The 19,481-nt window shown below is 64.6% G+C and carries 21 protein-coding genes; 15 read left to right on the top strand and 6 right to left on the bottom strand.

All coding sequences use genetic code 11. The features are described 5' to 3' along the window. Window positions 1-121 precede the first annotated feature (121 nt). From DDQ68_RS16720 to DDQ68_RS16700, 5 genes are all read left to right on the top strand, one after another. Window positions 122-658 (top strand): DUF1599 domain-containing protein, encoded by a 537-nt coding sequence (locus DDQ68_RS16720; protein WP_245897084.1) that lies wholly within the window; start codon window positions 122-124, stop codon window positions 656-658. Window positions 659-707: 49 nt separating this feature from the next. Then, the gene (locus DDQ68_RS16715; RefSeq protein ID WP_245897083.1) at window positions 708-1,883 is read left to right on the top strand and encodes a BT_3928 family protein; all 1,176 of its coding nucleotides are present in this window, start codon (window positions 708-710) and stop codon (window positions 1,881-1,883) included. A gap of 11 nt (window positions 1,884-1,894) precedes the next feature. Next, window positions 1,895-2,953, top strand: coding sequence for an ABC transporter permease (locus DDQ68_RS16710; protein ID WP_109657323.1), 1,059 nt, complete (start codon window positions 1,895-1,897; stop codon window positions 2,951-2,953). Window positions 2,954-3,025: 72 nt separating this feature from the next. Then, complete coding sequence (locus DDQ68_RS16705; protein WP_162550186.1) at window positions 3,026-3,556, top strand: shikimate kinase; 531 nt, start codon at window positions 3,026-3,028, stop codon at window positions 3,554-3,556. A 60-nt stretch (window positions 3,557-3,616) separates the two neighbouring features. Further along, window positions 3,617-4,267, top strand: coding sequence for a sterol desaturase family protein (locus tag DDQ68_RS16700; RefSeq protein ID WP_109657321.1), 651 nt, complete (start codon window positions 3,617-3,619; stop codon window positions 4,265-4,267). A gap of 315 nt (window positions 4,268-4,582) precedes the next feature. Here the strand turns inward: DDQ68_RS16700 and DDQ68_RS23290 are convergent, their stop codons facing one another. The 4 genes from DDQ68_RS23290 to DDQ68_RS16685 form a co-directional block, all read right to left on the bottom strand. Beyond that, complete coding sequence (locus DDQ68_RS23290; RefSeq protein WP_170121927.1) at window positions 4,583-4,729, bottom strand: hypothetical protein; 147 nt, start codon at window positions 4,727-4,729, stop codon at window positions 4,583-4,585. A gap of 115 nt (window positions 4,730-4,844) precedes the next feature. After that, a complete protein-coding gene (locus DDQ68_RS16695; protein ID WP_109657320.1) occupies window positions 4,845-5,684 on the bottom strand; it encodes a TPM domain-containing protein in 840 nt (279 codons plus the stop codon). Further along, window positions 5,681-6,139, bottom strand: coding sequence for a TPM domain-containing protein (locus tag DDQ68_RS16690; protein WP_109657319.1), 459 nt, complete (start codon window positions 6,137-6,139; stop codon window positions 5,681-5,683). Before DDQ68_RS16690 ends, DDQ68_RS16695 begins: the two co-directional genes overlap by 4 nt. Window positions 6,140-6,242: 103 nt before the next feature. Then, window positions 6,243-6,821 carry a LemA family protein gene (locus DDQ68_RS16685; protein ID WP_109657318.1) on the bottom strand — a complete coding sequence of 193 codons (579 nt, stop codon included), beginning with the start codon at window positions 6,819-6,821 and terminating at the stop codon, window positions 6,243-6,245. A gap of 203 nt (window positions 6,822-7,024) precedes the next feature. Here DDQ68_RS16685 and DDQ68_RS16680 point away from each other — a divergent pair, with 203 nt between their 5' ends. Both DDQ68_RS16680 and DDQ68_RS16675 read left to right on the top strand, forming a co-directional pair. Continuing rightward, a complete protein-coding gene (locus DDQ68_RS16680) occupies window positions 7,025-8,026 on the top strand; it encodes a sugar phosphate nucleotidyltransferase (protein WP_109657317.1) in 1,002 nt (333 codons plus the stop codon). Between the two features lie 402 nt (window positions 8,027-8,428). After that, window positions 8,429-9,154: a glycosyltransferase family 2 protein gene (locus DDQ68_RS16675; RefSeq protein WP_109657316.1), complete on the top strand. Its 726-nt coding sequence runs from the start codon at window positions 8,429-8,431 to the stop codon at window positions 9,152-9,154. 115 nt (window positions 9,155-9,269) lie between these two features. Here the strand turns inward: DDQ68_RS16675 and DDQ68_RS16670 are convergent, their stop codons facing one another. After that, window positions 9,270-9,779 (bottom strand): gluconokinase, encoded by a 510-nt coding sequence (locus DDQ68_RS16670; protein WP_211320164.1) that lies wholly within the window; start codon window positions 9,777-9,779, stop codon window positions 9,270-9,272. 234 nt (window positions 9,780-10,013) lie between these two features. On the opposite strand from DDQ68_RS16670, the gene DDQ68_RS16665 reads away from it, so the two are divergent. From DDQ68_RS16665 to DDQ68_RS16630, 8 genes are all read left to right on the top strand, one after another. Continuing rightward, window positions 10,014-10,973: an alpha/beta fold hydrolase gene (locus tag DDQ68_RS16665; protein WP_109657315.1), complete on the top strand. Its 960-nt coding sequence runs from the start codon at window positions 10,014-10,016 to the stop codon at window positions 10,971-10,973. Between the two features lie 184 nt (window positions 10,974-11,157). After that, on the top strand, window positions 11,158-11,739 hold the full coding sequence (locus DDQ68_RS16660; RefSeq protein WP_109657314.1) for a DUF7010 family protein: 582 nt from the start codon (window positions 11,158-11,160) through the stop codon (window positions 11,737-11,739). 31 nt (window positions 11,740-11,770) lie between these two features. After that, window positions 11,771-12,916, top strand: a complete 1,146-nt coding sequence (locus DDQ68_RS16655) for a sensor histidine kinase (RefSeq protein WP_109657313.1) — start codon at window positions 11,771-11,773, stop codon at window positions 12,914-12,916. After that, window positions 12,897-13,631: a LytR/AlgR family response regulator transcription factor gene (locus DDQ68_RS16650; RefSeq protein ID WP_109657312.1), complete on the top strand. Its 735-nt coding sequence runs from the start codon at window positions 12,897-12,899 to the stop codon at window positions 13,629-13,631. Before DDQ68_RS16655 ends, DDQ68_RS16650 begins: the two co-directional genes overlap by 20 nt. Before the next feature lie 84 nt (window positions 13,632-13,715). Next, window positions 13,716-14,750, top strand: a complete 1,035-nt coding sequence (locus DDQ68_RS16645) for a hypothetical protein (protein ID WP_162550185.1) — start codon at window positions 13,716-13,718, stop codon at window positions 14,748-14,750. Between the two features lie 204 nt (window positions 14,751-14,954). Then, a complete protein-coding gene (locus tag DDQ68_RS16640) occupies window positions 14,955-17,198 on the top strand; it encodes a prolyl oligopeptidase family serine peptidase (RefSeq protein ID WP_245897082.1) in 2,244 nt (747 codons plus the stop codon). Between the two features lie 101 nt (window positions 17,199-17,299). Then, the gene (locus DDQ68_RS16635) at window positions 17,300-17,527 is read left to right on the top strand and encodes a hypothetical protein (protein ID WP_109657310.1); all 228 of its coding nucleotides are present in this window, start codon (window positions 17,300-17,302) and stop codon (window positions 17,525-17,527) included. A 133-nt stretch (window positions 17,528-17,660) separates the two neighbouring features. Beyond that, the gene (locus tag DDQ68_RS16630; protein WP_109657309.1) at window positions 17,661-18,188 is read left to right on the top strand and encodes a GNAT family N-acetyltransferase; all 528 of its coding nucleotides are present in this window, start codon (window positions 17,661-17,663) and stop codon (window positions 18,186-18,188) included. Window positions 18,189-18,435: 247 nt separating this feature from the next. Here DDQ68_RS16630 and DDQ68_RS16625 read toward each other — a convergent pair whose 3' ends face one another. Beyond that, window positions 18,436-19,311, bottom strand: a complete 876-nt coding sequence (locus DDQ68_RS16625) for a class I SAM-dependent methyltransferase (protein WP_109657308.1) — start codon at window positions 19,309-19,311, stop codon at window positions 18,436-18,438. Window positions 19,312-19,481: the final 170 nt, after the last annotated feature.

Genomic DNA, 19,481 nt, shown 5'->3' with positions numbered 1-19,481 from the left:
TTGGGATAAGCCGGGCGGGGCAAGGTGGCTCAATATCCGCCGGGCGGGGCGAACTTGCGGCGGTGAAGGGCAACAATACCACGGCCAAATTCACTTATTCACTCATTCACTCATTCACCCCTTGACCGCCACCCCCGCGCACTACGACCTGCTGCTGGCGCGCTGCCGCCAGCTGTTCCTGGCCAAAACCCACGACTATGGCACGGCCTGGCGCATTTTGCGCCTGCCGTCCGTCACGGACCAGCTTTTTATCAAGGCCAACCGCATCCGTACCATTCAGGAAGTTGGCAGCCAGCAGATTGCCGACAGCGTGGACGAAGAATTCGTGGCCATCGTCAACTACTGCCTCATTGCCCTGATGCAACTGCACCTGCCCGCCGGCACGCCCCTGGACATAGGCCCCGACGCCGTGGCCGCCGCCTACGACCACGAAGCCGCCGAAAACCGCCGCCTGCTGCTGGCCAAAAACCACGACTATGGCGAGGCCTGGCGCCAGATGCGCGTGAGCAGCATCACGGACTTGATTTTGATGAAATTGCACCGCGTGAAGCAATTGGAGAACCTCGGCGGCGTGGCCCAGGTTTCGGAAGGCGTAGAGGGCAGCTACCGCGACATGCTCAACTATGCCGTGTTTGCCTTGATTTTGAACGGGGCCTAGCCCGGGGCCCCAGGGGCCCGCCCGCCGTTTCCTTACTGTCTTTTTCGCCATGCCCATTCCTGCCCCCCACGCCTCGGCCGCCAGCGTGCCGTCCCCGCCGATGTCGCCGCCCCGGCCGCTGCGCTACTTCACCCGTGTGTGCTGGGTGGCGCTGGGGGCCCTGTTCGTGTTTTCGGGACTGATTAAGTTGAACGACCCGGTAGGTACCGCCTACAAGCTGGAGGAATATTTCGAGGTATTTGCCAAGGACATCAGCCCGTTTTTTTTGCACTTTAAGGATGCCGCCCGTTTCCTGTCCATCTTCCTCAGTTCGCTGGAGGTAATTTTGGGCGTGGCCGTACTGCTGCGCTGGTACCTGCGCCAAACGCTATGGGTGCTGCTGGTACTGCTGGTGTTTTTCGGTTTCCTCACTTTCTATTCGGCCGCCTTCAACAAGGTGACGGACTGCGGTTGCTTCGGCGACTTTCTCAAGCTCACGCCCTGGGCCTCGTTCACCAAAAACCTGGTGCTGTTGGGGTTGTGGGGCGTGGTGTTCCGGAACCAGCGGTTTTTGCGGCGCACCTTCGCCCCCGGCACCATGGGCCTGATGATGATGACCGTGGCCACGGCCCTGGCCGTGGGCATCGGTATGCGGGCCCTGGGCCACCAGCCGTACTTCGATTTCCTGCCCTACAAAGTGGGCAACAGCATTCCGCAGCTGATGAAGGCCCCAGAGGCGGCCCGCTACCGCTACACCTTCACCCGCAACGGCGAAACCAAGGAGTTCGACCAATTCCCGACCGATTCGACCTGGAAGTACCAGGCCATGACGGTGCTGAACCCCGAAAAGTCGCGCCCCACCATTACCGATTTTGCGGTGTACGACCTCGAAGGCAACGATGTGACTAAGCAAATCCTGACCGGCAACAAGCTGATTATCATCGTCCAGAATAGCAATAAGGCCGACCGCGAACGGTTCGCGCCCATCAACACCCTGCTGGCCGCAGCCGAGAAATCGCGCAAGCACATCGACGTGCTGGCCATCACGAGCACCAGCCCGGCCAAGTTCGACGCCTTCCGCCACGACGTGAACCTGGCCGTGCCCTACTACACCGCCGACGCCACCGTGCTCAAGTCCATGGTGCGCTCCAACCCCGGGCTGATGGTGCTGCGGGACGGCAAAATCCTGGCCAAGTACCATTACCACGACGTGCCGAACTTGTACGACGTGGAGAAGCTGTATTAGCCTGGGGCCCCATGCTCAGCTTTTTCCTCCGCCGCCTGGGCCAGGGCCTGCTCGTGCTGGTGGGCGTGGCGTGCACGGTGTTCTTTCTGTTCAACGTGCTGCCCGGCGACCCCGCCGCCCTGCTGGCCGGCCAACGCACCGACCTGGCTACCAAGGCCGCCATCAACGCCGACCTGGGCCTCGACCAGCCCCTGCCCCAGCGCCTGGTGGGCTATCTCAACGACGTGTCGCCGCTGGGCGTGCACCCGCGCGACTCGGCTGGGCGGGCCCGTTACGGGGGCCTCACGGTGCTGCCGCTGGGGCCCCGGGCGCTGGTGCTGAAGGTGCCGTATTTGCGGCGCTCGTTCCAGAGCAACAAGGACGTGCTCCGCATCTTACTCGACTATTTCCCCGGCACGCTGTGGCTGGCGCTGGCGGCCATGCTCATTGCCAGCGTGGGCGGCGTAGCCCTGGGCGTGCTGGCGGCGCTGCGGCCCCAGTCGGCCCTGGACCGGGCCCTGGTGACGACTTCGGTGCTAGGTATTTCGGTGCCCTCATTCGTGGCGGCCATCCTCATCGCCGTCACGTTTGGCTTTTACTGGAGCCACTGGACGGGCCTTAGCCTGACGGGCCAACTCTTTGAAAACGACCCATTCACGGGCGTACGGCACCTGGTACTGCGCAACCTGCTGCTGCCGGCCGTGGCGCTGGGCGTGCGGCCGCTGGCGGTCATCACCCAGCTCACGCGCTCCAGTATGCTGGATGTGCTGGGGCAGGATTACATCCGCACGGCGCGGGCTAAGGGCCTGAGCTACCGCGCCACCGTGCTGCACCACGCCCTGCGCAACGCCCTGAACCCAGTGGTCACGGCCGTGTCGGGCTGGCTGGCCTCGCTGATGGCGGGCGCGTTCTTCATCGAGTACATTTTCAACTGGAAGGGCCTGGGCACCGTCACGCTGCGGGCCGTCGAAAACCTCGATTTCCCGGTCGTGATGGGCGCCACGCTGTTCGTGGCGGCCCTGTTCGTGCTCATCAACATCGCCGTGGACGTGCTCTACGCTGTGCTCGACCCGCGGGTGAAAATCAATTGAGCTAGTGCAGTGCGCATGGCACAAAACGGCCGTCATGCACTAAAAAATAAGCCAATAACTACCTTGTCGCTCATGCATCTTTCCATTCTCGGCATGCCCGGCTCGGGCAAAACCACGCTGGGCCAGGCCCTGGCCCAGCACTTCAACTGGCGGTTTCTGGACCTGGATGCCGAGATCGTGGCGCGGGCCGGGCAGGCCATCCCGGCCATTTTTGCCGAGCACGGCGAGGCCAATTTCCGGCAATTAGAGGCCGACGCGCTGCGGGCCGTGGTGGCCCGCCCAGGGCCCTTGGTGCTGGCCACGGGCGGCGGCACCCCTTGCTTCCACGGCAATCTCAACGTGCTCAATTCCAGCACGTTCACCTTGTGGCTTGATGTGCCAGTAGCCGTACTGGCCCGGCGCCTGGAGCGGGGCGGCGCGGCGCGGCGGCCGCTGCTGGCGGGCGCGGGGCTCCAGCTGGCCGCGGCGCTGGCCGAAACCCTGGCGGCCCGCCAGCAGTTTTATAGCCAGGCCCGCTTGCGCTTTGCAGAAACCCGCGAGCCACTGGCCGCATTGTTGCCCGCACTGGCCCAAGCCGGCTTTCCGGCCGGAGCCCCCGTTTAGGTTTAGGCCGGGGGGCGTAAATTTGCGGGCCGAAGCGTTCGCGTACTTTATCAACACCTTATGCAATCAGCACCCGCAGCTCCTACCCCCGCCGCCCCGCGGCCCAAACACAAAGGGTCGGCCCAGCTTTTCGAAAACCCGCTGCTTGAGCGGCTCTCGCACACCCACATTGCCTGGCCGGTGGGCATTTTCGTCGCTACCACGCTGCTGAGCCTGTACTACGGCTTCACCCATGGCTTCCTGTCGGGGCTTTCGGCGCTGGGATTATTTTTGGGCGGGCTGCTCCTGTTCACCTTTATTGAGTACGCGGTGCACCGCTACCTATACCACCTGCCGGCCACCACGCCGCGCAAGGCCAAGTTCCAGTACACAATGCACGGCGTGCACCACGAGTTTCCGAAAGACAAGACGCGGCTGGCCATGCCGCCCATCGTCACGGTGTTCGTGGCGTCGCTGCTGTTTTTCATCTTCCGGCTGGTGTTTGGCAGCTGGGCGTTCGGCATTCTGGCCGGCTTCACGTTCGGCTACGCATCGTACCTGTTTGTGCACTACGCCATCCACGCGTATTCGCCGCCCAAAAACTTTCTGAAAGTGTGGTGGACGCACCACAGCCAACACCACTACCGCCAAGACGAGGTGGCTTTTGGCGTGAGCAGCACCCTCTGGGACCACGTTATCGGCACCATGCCCAGGGCCCGCCAGGGCGAGTAGGGCCCCAGGCCAGCCACAAAAAAGCGGCGCTTCCCAACTGGGAAGCGCCGCTTTTTTGTGGGTTACTGAGATGCTAGTTACTTGTTGTCAGCAAACCTATAACTCGTTAGTTAACAACCAACAACAAGTAACTAATGACTAACAACTCTGGTTTCTCGGGGCTCTAGGCCTAGTTGCCGCCGCCGCTGATTTTGCTGATATACTGCTCACGAAGTGGAATGCGAAAACGAAGTAGGGTGCGGGGCTTGTCCCCGCCCGTCGTTGAACGGTTCAGTCGGCTTTCGTGCAACGACGGGCGGGAACAAGCCCCGCATCCTACTTCGTGACGAGTATAACGAAGATAACCAGGGCAATGACGAGCACCACGCCAATGATGCCCGTGTAGGCCCCGGCCTTAAAGATACCGGCAATGGCGGCGCAGCTGCTCAGGGAAAAACTGAGGACGCCGAGCAACAGAAACAAGGAAAACCGAAGGGAACGTACGGCATTAAGGAATGGGAGTGAAAAAGGGAAGGAGCCAGCGCTACTGTCCCGGCATGATACTACCCGCACCGGCAAAAGATTGAGCCCAAGGCCCCTACCAGCTGCCGCTGGCGCCGCCGCCGCCGCTACTGCCGCCCCCGAACCCACCAAAGCCGCCGCCGCCCCCCCCACCGCCGCCGAAGCCGCCGCCCCCACCGCCGAAGCCACCACCGGCCCCAAAGCCGCCCAGCCCTCCGAAGAGGATGGGACCAAACCCACCGCTACGGCCGCCGCCGCCGCCGCCACCGCCGCGGCGACTAATCTGGATAAAGATGAAAATGGCAATCAGAATGGCGACAATCAGGCCGAAGCCGGGGCCCCCGCCGCCTTGGCCGCGGCCGCGGGCATCGGCCGGGTCGGCCTTGTACTCGCCGCGGGCCAGGGCAATGAGCTGGTCGGTGCCACGGTCGAGGCCGGCGTAGTATTGGTTTTGCTTGAAGGCTGGTACCAACGTGTTGCTGATGATGCGCTTGGCCAGGGCATCGGGCACGGCGCCTTCCAGGCCCTGGCCGGTTTGGATGCGGGCGGCGTGCTCCTGCTGCGCCACCAGCACCAGAATGCCGTTGTTCTTGCCCTTCTGGCCAATGCCCCAGGCGCGGTACAGCTTCTGGGCGTAGTCGGCAATATCGTTGCCGCCCAGGTTGGGCACGGTCACGACGGCAATTTGTGAGGAGGTGCTGTCGTTGTAAGCCACCAGCTTTTGCTCCAGCGCGTCGGCCTCCTTGGGCTGCATCAGGTGGGCCAGGTCGTTCACAAGGCGCGGCGGGGTGGGGCGCGGCGGCAGGCCCTGGGCCAGGGCCCCGGCGGCGGCCAGCACGGCCAGCAGCAATACGCCCAGCGCCCGGCGCAGCCAGAGCTGCGCGGTAGCGGCCCGCAGGTAGGGGAGCCTACTCATGAGCGGGGCGACGGCTCATCGCCGCCAATGGAGATGCTGTCGTCCAGCTCGTTCTGGTCGGTGGCCGCGTCGTAGGGGAAGTAGCGCTTCAGCTGCTCGCCCACTTGGCGGATGCCGTGCTCAAGGCCGGCCACGTACTTTTCCTGCCGGAAGTCGCGGAGCACCGCATCCTTGGTGATTTCCCAAAAGTCGTCGGGCACCACTGAGTTGATGCCCACGTCGCCGGCAATAGCAAATTGGCGGGTAGTCCAGGCCAGGTAAAAAAGTACGCCGTTGCGCTGGGCGGTGCGGTGCATGCCCAGCTCGCCGAACACCTGCGCCGCCCGGTCGAGGGGCTCGGGCGTGGGGCAGGCGTCTTCCAGGTGCACCCGGATTTCGCCCGATGTGGTGACTTCCGCCTGGCGGATGGCCGCCACCAGGGCCGCGTCCTGCGCGGGGGTAAGGGGAGATTTCATAGCTTATCAGTTAACAATTAACAGTGAGCAGTGAACAGTTTGTAAGCAGGCAATCGTGCTGCCCAGCGTGCAAACTGTTCACTGCTCACTGTTCACTGATAATTTAGAACTGCACCGTGGGGGCCTTGCTGGCGGCGGCGTCAGCCTCGAAGAAAGGCTTCTCCTTGAAGCCGAACATGTTGGCAAACAAGTTATTCGGGAACGAGCGGGTGAAGGTGTTGTAGTCGGTGGTGGCGGTGTTGAAGTCGTTGCGGGCCACGTTGATGCGGTTTTCGGTGCCCTCAATCTGGGCTTGCAGCTCCTGGAAGTTGGCGTTGGCCTTCAGCTCGGGGTAGTTTTCCGACACGGCCAGCAGCCGGCCGAGGCCGGAGGACAGCTGGCTTTGGGCGGCCTGGAATTTCTGGAGGTTTTCGGGGGTCAGCTGGTCGGCGTTAATCTGCACGCTGGTGGCCTTGGCGCGGGCTTCGATGACGCCTTCGAGGGTTGATTTCTCAAAGTTGGCGGCGCCCTTCACGGTGTTCACCAGGTTGGGAATCAGGTCGGAGCGGCGCTGGTAGGAGCTTTGCACGGCGGCCCACTTGTTTTTCACTTCCTGGTCGCGGGTGACCATGCCGTTGTAGCCACACGACGATTGCGAGAGCAGGATGATGAAGCCTGCGAAGTAGAGGAGGAGGCGTTTCATGAAGAGAACGGGTAAGGTGAAGGGGGTTGAAGACGAAAGAAAGTGGCGCGGGGCCCAACCGAACGGCGTCCCGGCCGGTTGAGGCCAGCGTCAGGGGCCCATACGCAACCGTAGCCCAACGGTTGTTTGCCGGCCGGGGCCGTACTTGCGGGCCAGTGAAGCTGCAAGTACGGCCGGTTTCCTCATTTTTACTTTTCCCCGCTGTGAAAGCCATCATTCCCGTTGCCGGCATTGGTTCGCGCCTGCGCCCCCACACCCACACCCAGCCCAAAAGCCTGGTGCCGGTGGCCGGCAACACCATCCTGGGCCACATCATCGACCGGCTGACGGCCGCCGGCCTCACCGAGTTCGTGTTTGTAGTGGGCTACCTCGGCGACAAGGTGGTAAGCTATGTGCGCCGCCACTATCCCAATTTGAACGCGACCTTCGTGCTGCAAGAGCCCCGCGAGGGCCTGGGCCACGCCCTGTGGCTGGCGCGCGACACGTTCCGGCACGACCCCGACGGGGTGCTGATTTTACTCGGCGACACCATTGTGGACGTGGACCTGCCTGCCCTGCTGGCCACGCCGGGCTCGGTACTGGCCGTGAAGGAAGTGAAGACGCCCTCGCTCTTCGGCCTCGTGGAAACGGGCCCCGGGGGCCGCGTGCGCAAGGTGGTGGAAAAGCCCACCATCCCCAAGTCCAACTTTGCCCTGGTGGGCCTGTATAAGCTGGCCGACGCCGAGAAGCTGGCCGAAGCATTGGAGTGGCTCATTGCCAGCAATGTGCGCACCCACGGCGAGTACCAGCTCACCGACGCCCTGATGCACCTCATTGAGCAAGGCGAGGCCATGACCACGGCCGCCGTGGACAACTGGTTCGACTGCGGCCGCAAGGACACGCTGCTCGAAGCCAATGCGCGCCTGCTCAACCGGCCCGAGTTTCTGGAGCCGCGCGACTACCCCGAGTTCGTGGGCACGGTCATCATCCCGCCCGTCAGCATCGGGCCCGGCTGCCGCATCGAAAACTCCATCATCGGCCCCAACGTGGCCATCGGCGACCGCACCATCGTCGAGCACACCATTATCAGCAACTCCATCATCGGCTCGTATTCCGAGCTGCGCTCGGCCGTGATGCACGACTGCATCGTGGGCTCCGACGCCTCATTCCGGGGCCTCAACCACAGCCTCAACATCGGCGACAACACTGAGATTGACTACAGCTAGGGCGATTTTTCAGGTCAGTTTACAGCTTGGTTGTTGCCGGTCCGCCGGCTTTTTCAGCCGGCCGACCATTTCTCATCAGGGAAAACAAACGGCGGCGGGGCAACCGGTCGGCCGGCTGAAAAAGCTGGCGGACCGTACACGGACCTGAAAACTGCGCTGGGGCCCCGGGACCGGGCCCCAGGCAGCAACGGCGATGGCGAACTTTGTTGCTGGCCGGCCGTTCGGCTAATCAATTTCAAGAAGTTCGCTTAACCATTACTGCCGCAGGCGGCCGGGAAGTACAGGGCAGGTTTTGGCAGCAGCTGATTTAATTGATGATTTTTGTGGCGTGAAACAACGTGAGTGGCCGGGTGGTGTGCCAAAAATCCCTGCCCTTTACTCCTGCAATTAATTCCCGCTGCCTTGGTCAAATTCGACACCCTCTCCATCGTGGTGCCCGTTTACAACGAGGCCCGCACCGTTCACCAAATTTTGGATTTGCTGCGCGAATTGCAGCTCCCCAACGGCATTGGCAAGGAGATAATTTTGGTGGACGACTGCTCGACCGACGACTCAGCGGCCGCCATCAACGCCTACGCCGCGCGCCACCCTAGCCTGGGCCTGCGCCTGCTCACCCACCCCGTGAACCGGGGCAAGGGCGCGGCCCTGCGCACGGGCCTGCGGGCCGCCACCGGCGACTACGTTATCGTGCAGGACGCCGATTTGGAGTACGACCCGGAGGAATACAACCTGCTGATTAAGCCCGTTTTAAAGGGTTTTGCCGACGTGGTATTCGGCTCGCGCTTTATGGGTGGCAACCCCCACCGCATCCTGTTTTTCTGGCACAGCATCGGCAATTACTGGCTCACGGTGTTCTCGAACATGACCACCGACCTGAACCTGACGGACATGGAAACGTGCTACAAGCTGTTCCGGCGCGACATCATCCAGGGCCTGGACCTGAAGGAAAACCGCTTCGGCTTCGAGCCCGAGGTAACGGCCAAGGTGGCGCGCGTGCCCGGCGTGCGCATCTACGAAGTGGGCATCAGCTACTACGGCCGCACCTACGCCGAGGGCAAAAAGATTGGCTGGCGCGACGGGTTCCGGGCCCTCTACTGCATCGTCAAGTACGGCCTGCTCAAGCTCTAGCCCGTGGCAGGCGCCGGCGTTGGGCCCCGGCCCGCCAACGAAATTTGCGGGCACTGCCAGGGCCCCAGGCCATCAGCGCGGACTGACTAATACGGAGCTTGCCGAGCAGGCTGCGCTAGGTCCCGGCTGGTAGTAGGTGCAGCTGCTCTACCACCTGGTCTACCAGGGTCTCGGGCGGCGCATCGTCGGTAAGGCGTAGGCCGTAGGTGGGTTTTTCGAGCGTGGCCAGCTGCGAATCGAGCATGTCGGCCTTCATGTAATGGCCCTGGCGCGCGGCCAGGCGGGCGCGCAGCACGGCGGGGTCGGTGTCGAGAAACACCCAGCTGAGGGGGCCCCCGGCACCGGCTTGCAGGGTTTGGCGGTAGGCTTCCTTTAGGGCCGAGCAGGCCAGCACGGCCCCGCCGGTCGCGCGCCACTGGCCCAGGCACGCGGCCAGGGTGGCGAGCCAGCCGGCCCGGTCTTCGTCGGTGAGGGGGTGGCCTGCGGCCATCTTAGCCACGTTGGCGGCCGGGTGGAAATCGTCGCCATCGTAGAACGGCAGGCCCAGGCGGGCGGCCAGCAGCTGGCCCACGGTGGTTTTGCCGCTGCCCGAGACGCCCATGACGATAATGAGGGGGAAGTTCATGGCGCAAGTAACGCCGTTGGCTGGGCTTGGGCGGGCGCGCCGGGCGCGGGCCCCGGGTTATTCCACCAAAATGACCAGCAAGCCCATCTGGCGTAGCCAAGGGCCGCGCAACTCAGCCCGCGTTTTTTACCGTTGGGCGGGCGCGGGGGCCGCTCGCGGGGCACGGCGTTGGGGCCCCGGGGGCGGGCCGGTAGGTTTGGGCCATTCTTTCACCAACCCAGCCATTTCGCTGCCATGCGCACCACCTCGCTTGCCCGTTATTTTTCGGTAGCCACCCTGGGGCTGGCCGTAGCCGCCGCCCGCCTGGCCGCCGCCCAGCCCACCACTGCCCACCCGGCCGCCGCCCAAGCCGCCGCACCGGTGGCCCCGGCGGCCCACCCTGCCTTCACGGTGCGCGTGGTGGGGCAGGGCCGGCCCGTGCTGCTTATTCCGGGCCTGACGTGCCCCGGCGCGGTGTGGGACGAAACGGTAGCCCGCTACCAGGGCCGCCACCAGTGCCATGTGGTGTCGCTGGCGGGCTTCGGCGAGGTGGGGCCCCAGCAGCCAGTGCCGGCGGCGCTGCTGCTGGGGGCCCGCGACCAGCTGCTGGCCTACGTGAAGGCGCAAAAGCTGAAGCAGCCCGTCGTCATCGGCCACAGCCTGGGCGGTTTTTTGGCCCTGTGGATGGCCGCCACCGCCCCTGGGGCCCTGGGCCCGCTGGAGATTGTGGATTCACTGCCCTTCTTCTCGGCTGCGCAAAACCCCGCCGCCACCACCGAAACCGCCCGCCCGCAGGCCGAGCAACTGCGCCAGCAGGTGCGCCAAGGCCGCCTCACGCCCGCCGCCGAGCGCCTGATGGTAGCCGCGCTCGTCACGGATTCGGCCCGCATATCGCAGGTGGCGCGCTGGGGCCTGGCCTCCGACCCCGCCACCGTGGCCCAGGCCATGTACGACCTGTACACCACCGACCTGCGGGCCGAGCTGGCGCGCATCCAGCAGCCGGTGCTGGTGCTGGGCTCGTGGGCCGGTTACCAGCAGTACGGGGCCACCAAGGAGAGTACCCGCGCCATTTTTACCCAGCAGTACGCCCGGCTGCCGCAGGCGCGCATCGAGCTCTCAGAAGCCGGCCGCCACTTCCTGATGTACGACGACCCGCAGTGGTTTTTCGCCCAAACCGACGCCTTTTTGCGGCAGCCGGGCGGGGCAGGCAAGTAGGGCCCCGGGCGGGCGGCCACCGCTTTTTCTAGTTAAAACGATTTCAGGGCCACTGAGCATTAATTATAGAAGCTGTTTAGGAAGGCTAGAAATTCAAGGTTGACCGTCATGCTGACGACTTCCTAAACAGCTTCATATCCAAGGCGTGCATCAACCTAGGAACCGCTCTAAAAGACCCTTTCCCATGCACGCGCAAGACCTGACGGACCTGAAGCTGGAACTCTCGGTGAAGGCCAAAAACGGCGTCGATTTTATTGCGGCCGCCACGCTGCTGTGGGTGGCCATTGCCTTCATCTGGGCGCAGCCCAACAGCCCGGCCCACCGCGGGTTCCTCACCTTTTGCCTCAGCGGGCTGATGATGCCGCTGGCGTTTGGGTTCTCCAAGGTTTTCCGTACCACGTGGACCGTCAAGGGTAACCCGTTGCAGCCGCTGGGGCTGTGGCTGAACGTGGCCCAGCTGTTTTATTTCCCTTTTCTGGTGTTCATTTACCTGCGGCAGCCGGCGTACTTCATCCTCGTGTACAGCGTCATCACGGGGGCCCACTTGTTTCCCTACGCCTGGTTTTACCACGAAAAAGCCTATGCCGTGCTGGCGGGCGTCATGGCCATCGGCTGCCTGGTCATCGGGCTGAATACCAGCGGAGCGACGCTGTACTACCTGCCAGCGTTTATGGCGGGGGCCCTGGCGGTGCTGGGCTCGGTGCTCTTTGCATCGTACCAGAAGCGGGCGGCCCAGCTCCCGTCAGGGGCCCCGGCCGTTGCCTGATTTTCTCTTTTCTCCCTTCTCCTCGCGCCCCATGTTTCTTCCCCGCCGCCGGCTTTATTGGGTGTTGCAGGTGGCCGGCTGGGCCCTGTACGGGGCCCTGGGGCTGCTAATGATTCACTTGTTCGCCTTCGCGGTGGCCATTACCTGGCACCTGGTGGCCATTCAGGTGACGATGGCGGCGGTGCTGGTGCTCACCAGCCACGGGCTGCGCACGCTGTTTGGGCGGCGCGGCTGGCGGGCGCTGGGCCTGGGCGGGCTGCTGTGGCGCCTGGCGCTGGCCAACGGCGCGGCCGCCCTGGGCAGCCAGCTGGTGCTGGGGGCCCTCATTGCATTCGTCATCCGGCCGCCGGCCAGCCTGGGCGGCCCGGCGGGCGGCGGCCAGTTTGTAGGCTACGTGCTGCAAACCTATTTCGTACTCTGGCTGTGGACGGCCTGCTACTTCGGCCTGCACTACCTCGACCGCTACAAACAGGCCGAGGTGGACCGCTGGAAGCTGGCCGCCGCCGCCCGCGAGGCCGAGCTACGCACGCTGCAAGCCCAGCTCAACCCGCACTTTTTGTTTAACGGGCTGAACAACATCCGGGCCCTGGTGATGGAGGACCCCGCCCGCGCCCGAGCCATGATGACGCATCTGGCCGAGCTGCTGCGCTACGCCATGCAGCGCAACGGCACCGCGCAGGTGCCGCTGGCCACCGAGCTGGAAATTGTGGATAACTACCTCCAGCTCGAAGCTTTGCAGCTTGAAGAGCGCCTGCGCTATAGCCTCGACGTGGCCCCCGACGCACTGCCCCTGCTGCTGCCGCCCATGACGCTGCAACTGCTGGTCGAAAACGCCATCAAGCACGGGCTGGCCCCGCGGCCGGCCGGCGGCCAGCTCAGCCTCAGCGCCCGCCGGGCCCCGGCCGACGGCAGCCTCTGCATTGCCGTGCGCAACACCGGCACCTACCAGCCCCGGCCCGGCCACGCCGGCGTGGGCGTGCGCAACGTGCGGGAGCGCCTACACCTGCTGTTTGGGCCGGCCGCGGCCTTTGCCATTGGCCCCGACCCGCTGCTGCCCGACACCGTGCTGGCCGAGCTGCGCCTGCCCGCCTCCGCGCCCCAACCCGCTGCCGATAAATACTTTGCCGACGAACCCCTTGCTGATAAGCGCATTGCCGATGAACGCTTTGCTGATTGACGACTCGCGCCTGGCCCGCACCGAGCTGCGCCACCTGCTGCGCGCCTTCTCCGAGGTGACGGTGGTGGGCGAGGCCCGCCACGCCGCCGAAGCCCGCCAGCAAATTGCCGCCCTGCGGCCCGACGTGCTGTTCCTCGACATCCACATGCCCGGCGAAACGGGGTTCGAGCTGCTGGCCTCGCTGGAGGGGCCGGCCCCGCGCGTCATCTTCACCACCGCCTACGACCAGTACGCCCTGCAAGCGTTCGAGGTCAACGCGCTGGACTACTTGCTGAAGCCGGTGAGCGAAACCCGGCTGGCGGCGGCGCTGGCCAAAATCCGGCCGCTGGCCGCCGCCGCCGGGGCCCCAGCAGCGGAGCCCGAGCCGGCGCTGCCCACCCTCGCGGCCCACGACCAAGTGTTTGTGAAAGACGGCGAGCGGTGCTGGTTTGTGCGCCTGGCCGATATCCGGCTATTTGAAATCAGCGGCAGCGCCACGCGGGTGTACTTCGAGCAGCACCGGCCGCTCATTCCGCGCAGCTTGCAGCAGCTGGAGGCCCGCCTCGACCCCAAGGTTTTTTTTCGGGCCAACCGCCAGCAAATCATCAACCTGCACTGGGTGGCCGGCATCGCGCCCTGGTTCAGCAACACGCTCAAAATCAGCCTCCGCGAGGGGCCCGACGTGGAGGTGTCGCGCAGCCAGTCGGGCCTGTTCCGCGAGCTGCTGAGCCTGTAAGCTGGCGCCCGCGCTGTAGCCCGGCCGCTTCTAACCCGGCGCGGGCTGGCGTACTTTGCGGGCCCTACTTGTCGTTTGCTCCACATGATGTTTCGCCGCTTTTCGTTCCTGCTTGCTTTGCCCCTGGGCCTGCTCGCCGCCCGGCCCGCGCCGGCCCAAACGCCCCTGGGCCAGCCCTCGCTCGACGAGGCCAAGGTGCAGATTTGGTGCGCCACGGCCCGCTTCGTGTACGACGACGCTGGCCGGCCCGGCCTCAAGCGCACCGTGCGCTGCGCCGGCGCCGACCTGCCCGCCCTGGCCGCCAGCCTGCGGCCCGACAGCCTGCGCGTGTACTCGGTACTCTACCAGCCCATCGAGGGCCGGGGCGTTATTTACCAGGGCAAAAAAGGTACGCCGGCCCAGCTGGGGGCGCTGGTGAAGGCCATTGTGCAGCAGCTGAAGGCCTCCCCCGCCCGCCGCCGCGACCCCGCCCGCCTCGCCCGCCTGCAAGCCCTCGAAACGGCCCTCACCAACTACGTGGCCCACGGTACGCCCCCCGGCGACGTGCCCGCCGCCATGGTACCCACCACCGCCGATACCGCCGCTACGGCCGACAACGGGGACCCCGGCCTGGCCGAAACCGCCGAGGCCCAGGCCGTGCGCGACGCCAACCCCGGCGCCATGCTCCCGCCCGACGCGGCCGCCCCGTCGGCCACGGCCAGCCTGCTCGACCGCTTTGCCGCGCCGCTGGCCCTCATTTTAGGCATCCTCAGCCTGGTGCTGTACGTGATGTTGCGCGTCAGCCTGGGGCAGTGGCGGCGGCAGCAGCGCCGCGAAACCCTGAGCGCCGCCCACGCCGCCGCCGGTGCCAAAACCGCCGCCGAGCAAGCCACCGCCGCGGTGGCCGACGCCGCCGCCCGCGTGAAGCGCGCCGAAGCCCTGGTGCTGGCCGCCGGGGCCCCCGGCGAAAGCCCCGCCCCGCCCCCCGCCTCCGAACTCCTCACCCACACCCAGCGCCTGGAGGTGGAGCGCCTCGTGAGCCAGCGCGTGGACGAGGAAATGACCTGGCTCCGCGCCCAGCTGCCCGGGCTGCTGGCCGCCGCCGCCGGGGCCCCGCCCGCGCCGGATACGGCGCAGTAGGCAGGGCAGGGCACACTACACACTGCGGTGGGGCCCATCTCTAAAAGATCGGGGATGCCAGTCATCTACTAAAAGCAGCTGCTTGTTGGCATTTTGAAAATACGCCTCCCTTTTGGAGTGCGGCCGGAGATAAGGTTATCTTTAATGCAGCCGGTTATTCTATATTTGGAAAATACTACTGCGCTTCAGCCTTTTCCCGTCCGCATGAACACTACCCACACGCTGGCCCTGCTGGGGCTACTAGCAGCCCCGGCCGCCTGCCAGGCCACGCCACCGCCCCGCAATACGCTGCCCAACCACCAGGCCCTGACCGAAATGACGGTGCCCGAGTACGGTGAGCCCACCCACGCCAAGCGCCCCCAATACGTGCCTCCTCTCGCCCCCAATCCGCCCTTGAAATACCCCGTTGCCCGCAAAACCGACCAGGTTGACGACTACTTCGGCACTAAAGTGCCCGACCCTTACCGCTGGCTCGAAAGCCTCGACACGCCCGAAACCAAGGCCTGGGTGACGGCCGAAAACGAGGTGACCTTTGGCTACCTGAGCCAGATTCCGTTCCGCGACAAAATCCGCGACCGCCTCACCAAGCTCTGGAACTACGAGCGCTACGGCGTGCCCGAGCTGGTGGGTGAGCGGCTGGTGTTCAGCAAAAACGACGGCCTGCAAAACCAGGCCGTGCTGTACGTGCAAACCGGCGCCGGCGAGCCCCAGGTACTACTCGACCCCAACAAGTTCTCGGCCGACGGCACGACGGCGCTGGCGGGCACAGCCTTCAGCAACGACCACCGCTACCTGGCCTACGCCACCAGCGGCGGCGGCTCGGACTGGCACCAGGTGAAAATTATGGACCTGACCACGAACAAAGCCCTGCCCGAAACCCTGGACTGGGTGAAGGTGTCGGGCACGTCGTGGGTGAAAAACGGCTTTTACTACAGCCGCTACGACGCGCCCAAGGCCGGCGAAAACGGCCTGGCCGGCAAGAACGAGTTCCACAAAGTGTACTTCCATAAGCTGAACACGCCCCAGAGCGCCGACAAGCTGGTGTACGAGGACAAGAAAATGGTACTGGGCTTCCGCATGGCCACCGCCACGGAGGACGAGCGGTTCCTGACCCTGTCGCTGACCGACGGCAAATCCGACGGCAACCGCCTGCTGGTGCGCGACCTGCGCGACCCCAAGCAGGCCGCCGCCTGGGCCACGCTCATCAGCTCCTACGAGTTTCAGAACCACGTCATTGGCAACGTGGGCGGCGAGGTACTGGTACACACCAACTACAAGGCGCCCCGCTTCCGGGTAGTGGCCATCGACCCCAAAAAGCCCCTGGAAGCCAACTGGCGCACCGTGCTACCCGAGGGCCCCGACAAGCTCGAAGGCGCCAGCCAGGTGGGCGGGCACTTGGTGGCCACGTACTTGCACGACGCCAGCTCGCAGGTGAAGGTGTACGACGAGGCCGGCAAGTTCCAGCACGACGTGGCGCTGCCGGCCATTGGCACGGCCAGCGGTTTCGACGGCCGCCGCTCGGACAAGGCCGTGTACTACGCCTTTACGTCGTTCACGTACCCGACCACGGTTTACAAGTACGACCTGGCCACCAACGCCAGCACTGTGTTTAAGGCCCCCGCCGTGGACGTGAACCCGGACGATTACCTGACCACCCAGATCTTCTACGCCAGCAAGGACGGCACAAAGATTCCGATGTTCATCATCCACAAAAAAGGCGTGAAACTGGATGGCAAGAACCCAACCTACCTCTACGCCTACGGCGGGTTCAACGTCTCGCTCACACCGGGCTTTTCGGTGGCGCGCATGCTGTGGCTGGAAAACGGCGGCGTGCTGGCCATCCCCAACCTGCGCGGCGGCGGCGAGTACGGCGAGGCCTGGCACCAGGCCGGCATGACGCCTCGCAAGCAAAACGTGTTCGACGACTTTATCGCCGCTGCTGAGTACCTGAAAATTAGCCAATATACTGATTACGAGCATTTGGCCATTGCTGGTGGCTCGAACGGCGGCCTGCTGGTGGGCGCCACCATGACGCAGCGCCCCGACCTGTGCAAAGTGGCCCTGCCCGCGGTGGGCGTGATGGACATGCTACGCTACCAGGACTTCACCATTGGCTGGAACTGGGCCCCGGAGTACGGCACCAGCAAGGACGCTAAGCAGTTTGCCAACCTCTACAAGTTCTCGCCGCTGCACAACCTGAAGCCGGCCGCTTACCCGGCCACGATGGTGACCACTGCCGACCACGACGACCGCGTGGTGCCGGCCCACTCGTTCAAGTTTGCCGCCGCCCTGCAAGCCGCCAACACGGGCCCCAACCCCACCCTCATTCGGGTGGACGTGAACGCGGGCCACGGCGCGGGCAAAAGCACCAAGCTCCAAATCCAGGAGTGGGCCGACGTGTGGAGCTTCTGCTTCGCCAACATGAACGTGACGCCCAACGTGAAATAAGTTGGCGCCCGGGGGCCCACCGGCCCAGCCAATTACGTGGAGCCGCCCGCCGCCGCCCGGCAACCGTGCGTAACTTGCGGCCCCAAACCCGTTTTTACTTCATGAAAAAGCTGCTGTTCCCCGGCCTGCTGGCCGCCCTGGTTTCGCTCTCGCTCACCTCCTGCGGCTCGTCGGCCGACGCCACCGACGACAACGCCCACGTGACGGCCTTGCCCCCGTTGCCCCCCGCCCCCGACAGCACCAAGGGCAACAAGCAACCCAGCGCCCTGCGTGAGCTGAACTCGGTGAACGCCACCCAGGATATTAAGAACATGCAGCCGCAGATGTAATCTGCTTGCCATCAGGCGCTTATGAGCAGTGTACGATGCCCTTGAGCGGCATTGTGCACTGCTCTTTTTTGTTTTCTTCCAACCCGCCCAGCGGGGCCCCGGCGCTATCTTCGCTGCTCCCCGCCGACTGACTATGACTGTTTTACCCATTCTCCGCCGCGGCACCGCCGCCGACTTGCCCCAGGTGCTAGCCCTCATCCAGGAGCTGGCCATCTACGAAAAAGCGCCCGACGCCGTGACCAACACCCTGGCCGCGATGCAGCGCGACGGGTTTGGGCCCCAGCCCATCTTCGGGTTTTTCGTGCTTGAAAACGTGGAGCAGCAGCTCATCGGCCTGGCCCTTTTTTACACCGCCTACTCCACCTGGAAGGGCCGCATGCTGTACCTCGAAGACTTAGTCATCACCGAAGCCGCCCGCCGCGGCGGCCTGGGCCGGCTGCTGTTCGACGCCGTGGTGGCCGAGGCCCGCGCTACCGGGGCCCACCGCCTGAAGTGGCAGGTGCTGGACTGGAACGCGCCCGCCATCGGCTTCTACCAAAGGCTGGGGGCCCACATTGAAACCGAGTGGCTGAACGGCAACCTCGATGCGGCCCAGCTGGCCGCCTACACCGTGGCCCCGGCCGCGCAAGCCGTGGCCAGCGCCGCGCCGCCCAGCTTTTAGCGCCGGGGCCCTATCTTGGGAGCGCTAGAACATTGACGGCTAATGCCTTCTCCCCTCGCTCCCTTTGTGAGCCGGCCCGGTGTACTCCGTTGGGCCCTGGCGCTGTGCACATGCTTTTCGGCCGCGGCCCAGGGGCTTACCCCCGCAGGCTGGGGCCCAGGCAGTGGGCGGGCGCAAACGGTGGGAGCAAGCCTTGGCCCCTACGTACACACCCCGCGACCGCTCTGCTAGGCAGTTGGGTTAATGGCTAGAATATTTTCGGGGCCGGCATCGTAACGTCCGTGTCGAGTTTGCCCGACAGGCCCGCAATTACTTCGGCAGCTTCCGCCCGCTTTTCAAATTCCAGGATGAGGTGGCCGCCGACTAACACGTTCAGGTCGCCGTTCAGTTGCGCCAACTCGTCGTAGACCCCGGCGCGCTGGGCGGAAGGCTGTTCCCGCCGGAGGCCCCGCCGCCGGGCAAACCAGCCGGCCAGCTTAATCCAGGGATAGTACAAGGGCAAGAGCAGCAGCGAGGTATAGTTTACTCGGCTGGGGTGCACTTCGATGAGCCGCATGCCCGAGAGCTCCGCCAATACCCGCTGCCGGGTGATGTTGGCGAAGAAAATGTGGCCGAGGTACACGTCGTTGATGGTCCGGGCATTTTCGGCCGCCCACACCGAATCCACCTCGTTGGGTGGCATGATGCGGTACGTTTCGCTCTCCAGCAGGGCGTAGCTCACGCGGGTACGCAGATTGGAGTAGTTCGGGGTGGTGATGATGGCCCGCCCCCCCGGCCGCAAGATGCGGTTCAGCTCCTGAAACAGGTGCAACTGATTGGGCATGTGCTCGATGCCTTCCTGGCAGATAACCCAATCAAAACTTGCTGCCTGGAAGGGCAACGTCTCGTTCAAATTGCCTTTTACGCACGGAATGGCGGGATAGCGAAAGATTTCCGGATACAAATCGGCCCCCGTTACCCGCGCCCCCAAGTCCGTCAAGAAGCGGGCCGTATCGCCGTAACCGGCGGGCAGGTCCAATACATCTTTACCAACCAAATCAGCTTGCCGGCGGCGCAACAGCCCGTAAAAGATGTCCTTTATGTTCTTGCTTCCAAAAAAAGCCGGAGACGAAAATGCAATCATGCGGTCGAAGATACGCCCTCCGGCACGGCACGGCACGGCACGGCACGGCACGGCACGGCACGGCACAAATTTTTGATAATGAATGCATTATCAAATGAAGCCAATTTTAGCTATGGCTTCTAAGACCTGGGCGTACAGCGCGTCCACCGTAGGGGGACCATGCAGCTCGT

This window comes from Hymenobacter nivis, from assembly GCF_003149515.1.
Classification (GTDB): Bacteria; Bacteroidota; Bacteroidia; order Cytophagales; family Hymenobacteraceae; genus Hymenobacter; species Hymenobacter nivis.
Note: the sequence above shows the minus strand (reverse complement) of the source record. Positions and strands in the feature narration are given on the sequence as shown.

Excerpts from the sequence above, each read along its gene's own strand:
- DDQ68_RS16715 (WP_245897083.1), top strand. The coding sequence starts at position 708 with ATGCCCATTCCTGCCCCCCACGCCTCGGCCGCCAGCGTGCCGTCCCCG.
- DDQ68_RS16710 (WP_109657323.1), top strand. The coding sequence starts at position 1,895 with ATGCTCAGCTTTTTCCTCCGCCGCCTGGGCCAGGGCCTGCTCGTGCTG.
- DDQ68_RS16705 (WP_162550186.1), top strand. The coding sequence starts at position 3,026 with ATGCATCTTTCCATTCTCGGCATGCCCGGCTCGGGCAAAACCACGCTG.
- DDQ68_RS16700 (WP_109657321.1), top strand. The coding sequence starts at position 3,617 with ATGCAATCAGCACCCGCAGCTCCTACCCCCGCCGCCCCGCGGCCCAAA.
- DDQ68_RS16695 (WP_109657320.1), bottom strand. The coding sequence starts at position 5,684 with ATGAGTAGGCTCCCCTACCTGCGGGCCGCTACCGCGCAGCTCTGGCTG.
- DDQ68_RS16690 (WP_109657319.1), bottom strand. The coding sequence starts at position 6,139 with ATGAAATCTCCCCTTACCCCCGCGCAGGACGCGGCCCTGGTGGCGGCC.
- DDQ68_RS16685 (WP_109657318.1), bottom strand. The coding sequence starts at position 6,821 with ATGAAACGCCTCCTCCTCTACTTCGCAGGCTTCATCATCCTGCTCTCG.
- DDQ68_RS16670 (WP_211320164.1), bottom strand. The coding sequence starts at position 9,779 with ATGAACTTCCCCCTCATTATCGTCATGGGCGTCTCGGGCAGCGGCAAA.
- DDQ68_RS16665 (WP_109657315.1), top strand. The coding sequence starts at position 10,014 with ATGCGCACCACCTCGCTTGCCCGTTATTTTTCGGTAGCCACCCTGGGG.
- DDQ68_RS16660 (WP_109657314.1), top strand. The coding sequence starts at position 11,158 with ATGCACGCGCAAGACCTGACGGACCTGAAGCTGGAACTCTCGGTGAAG.
- DDQ68_RS16655 (WP_109657313.1), top strand. The coding sequence starts at position 11,771 with ATGTTTCTTCCCCGCCGCCGGCTTTATTGGGTGTTGCAGGTGGCCGGC.
- DDQ68_RS16650 (WP_109657312.1), top strand. The coding sequence starts at position 12,897 with ATGAACGCTTTGCTGATTGACGACTCGCGCCTGGCCCGCACCGAGCTG.
- DDQ68_RS16645 (WP_162550185.1), top strand. The coding sequence starts at position 13,716 with ATGATGTTTCGCCGCTTTTCGTTCCTGCTTGCTTTGCCCCTGGGCCTG.
- DDQ68_RS16640 (WP_245897082.1), top strand. The coding sequence starts at position 14,955 with ATGAACACTACCCACACGCTGGCCCTGCTGGGGCTACTAGCAGCCCCG.
- DDQ68_RS16635 (WP_109657310.1), top strand. The coding sequence starts at position 17,300 with ATGAAAAAGCTGCTGTTCCCCGGCCTGCTGGCCGCCCTGGTTTCGCTC.
- DDQ68_RS16630 (WP_109657309.1), top strand. The coding sequence starts at position 17,661 with ATGACTGTTTTACCCATTCTCCGCCGCGGCACCGCCGCCGACTTGCCC.
- DDQ68_RS16625 (WP_109657308.1), bottom strand. The coding sequence starts at position 19,311 with ATGATTGCATTTTCGTCTCCGGCTTTTTTTGGAAGCAAGAACATAAAG.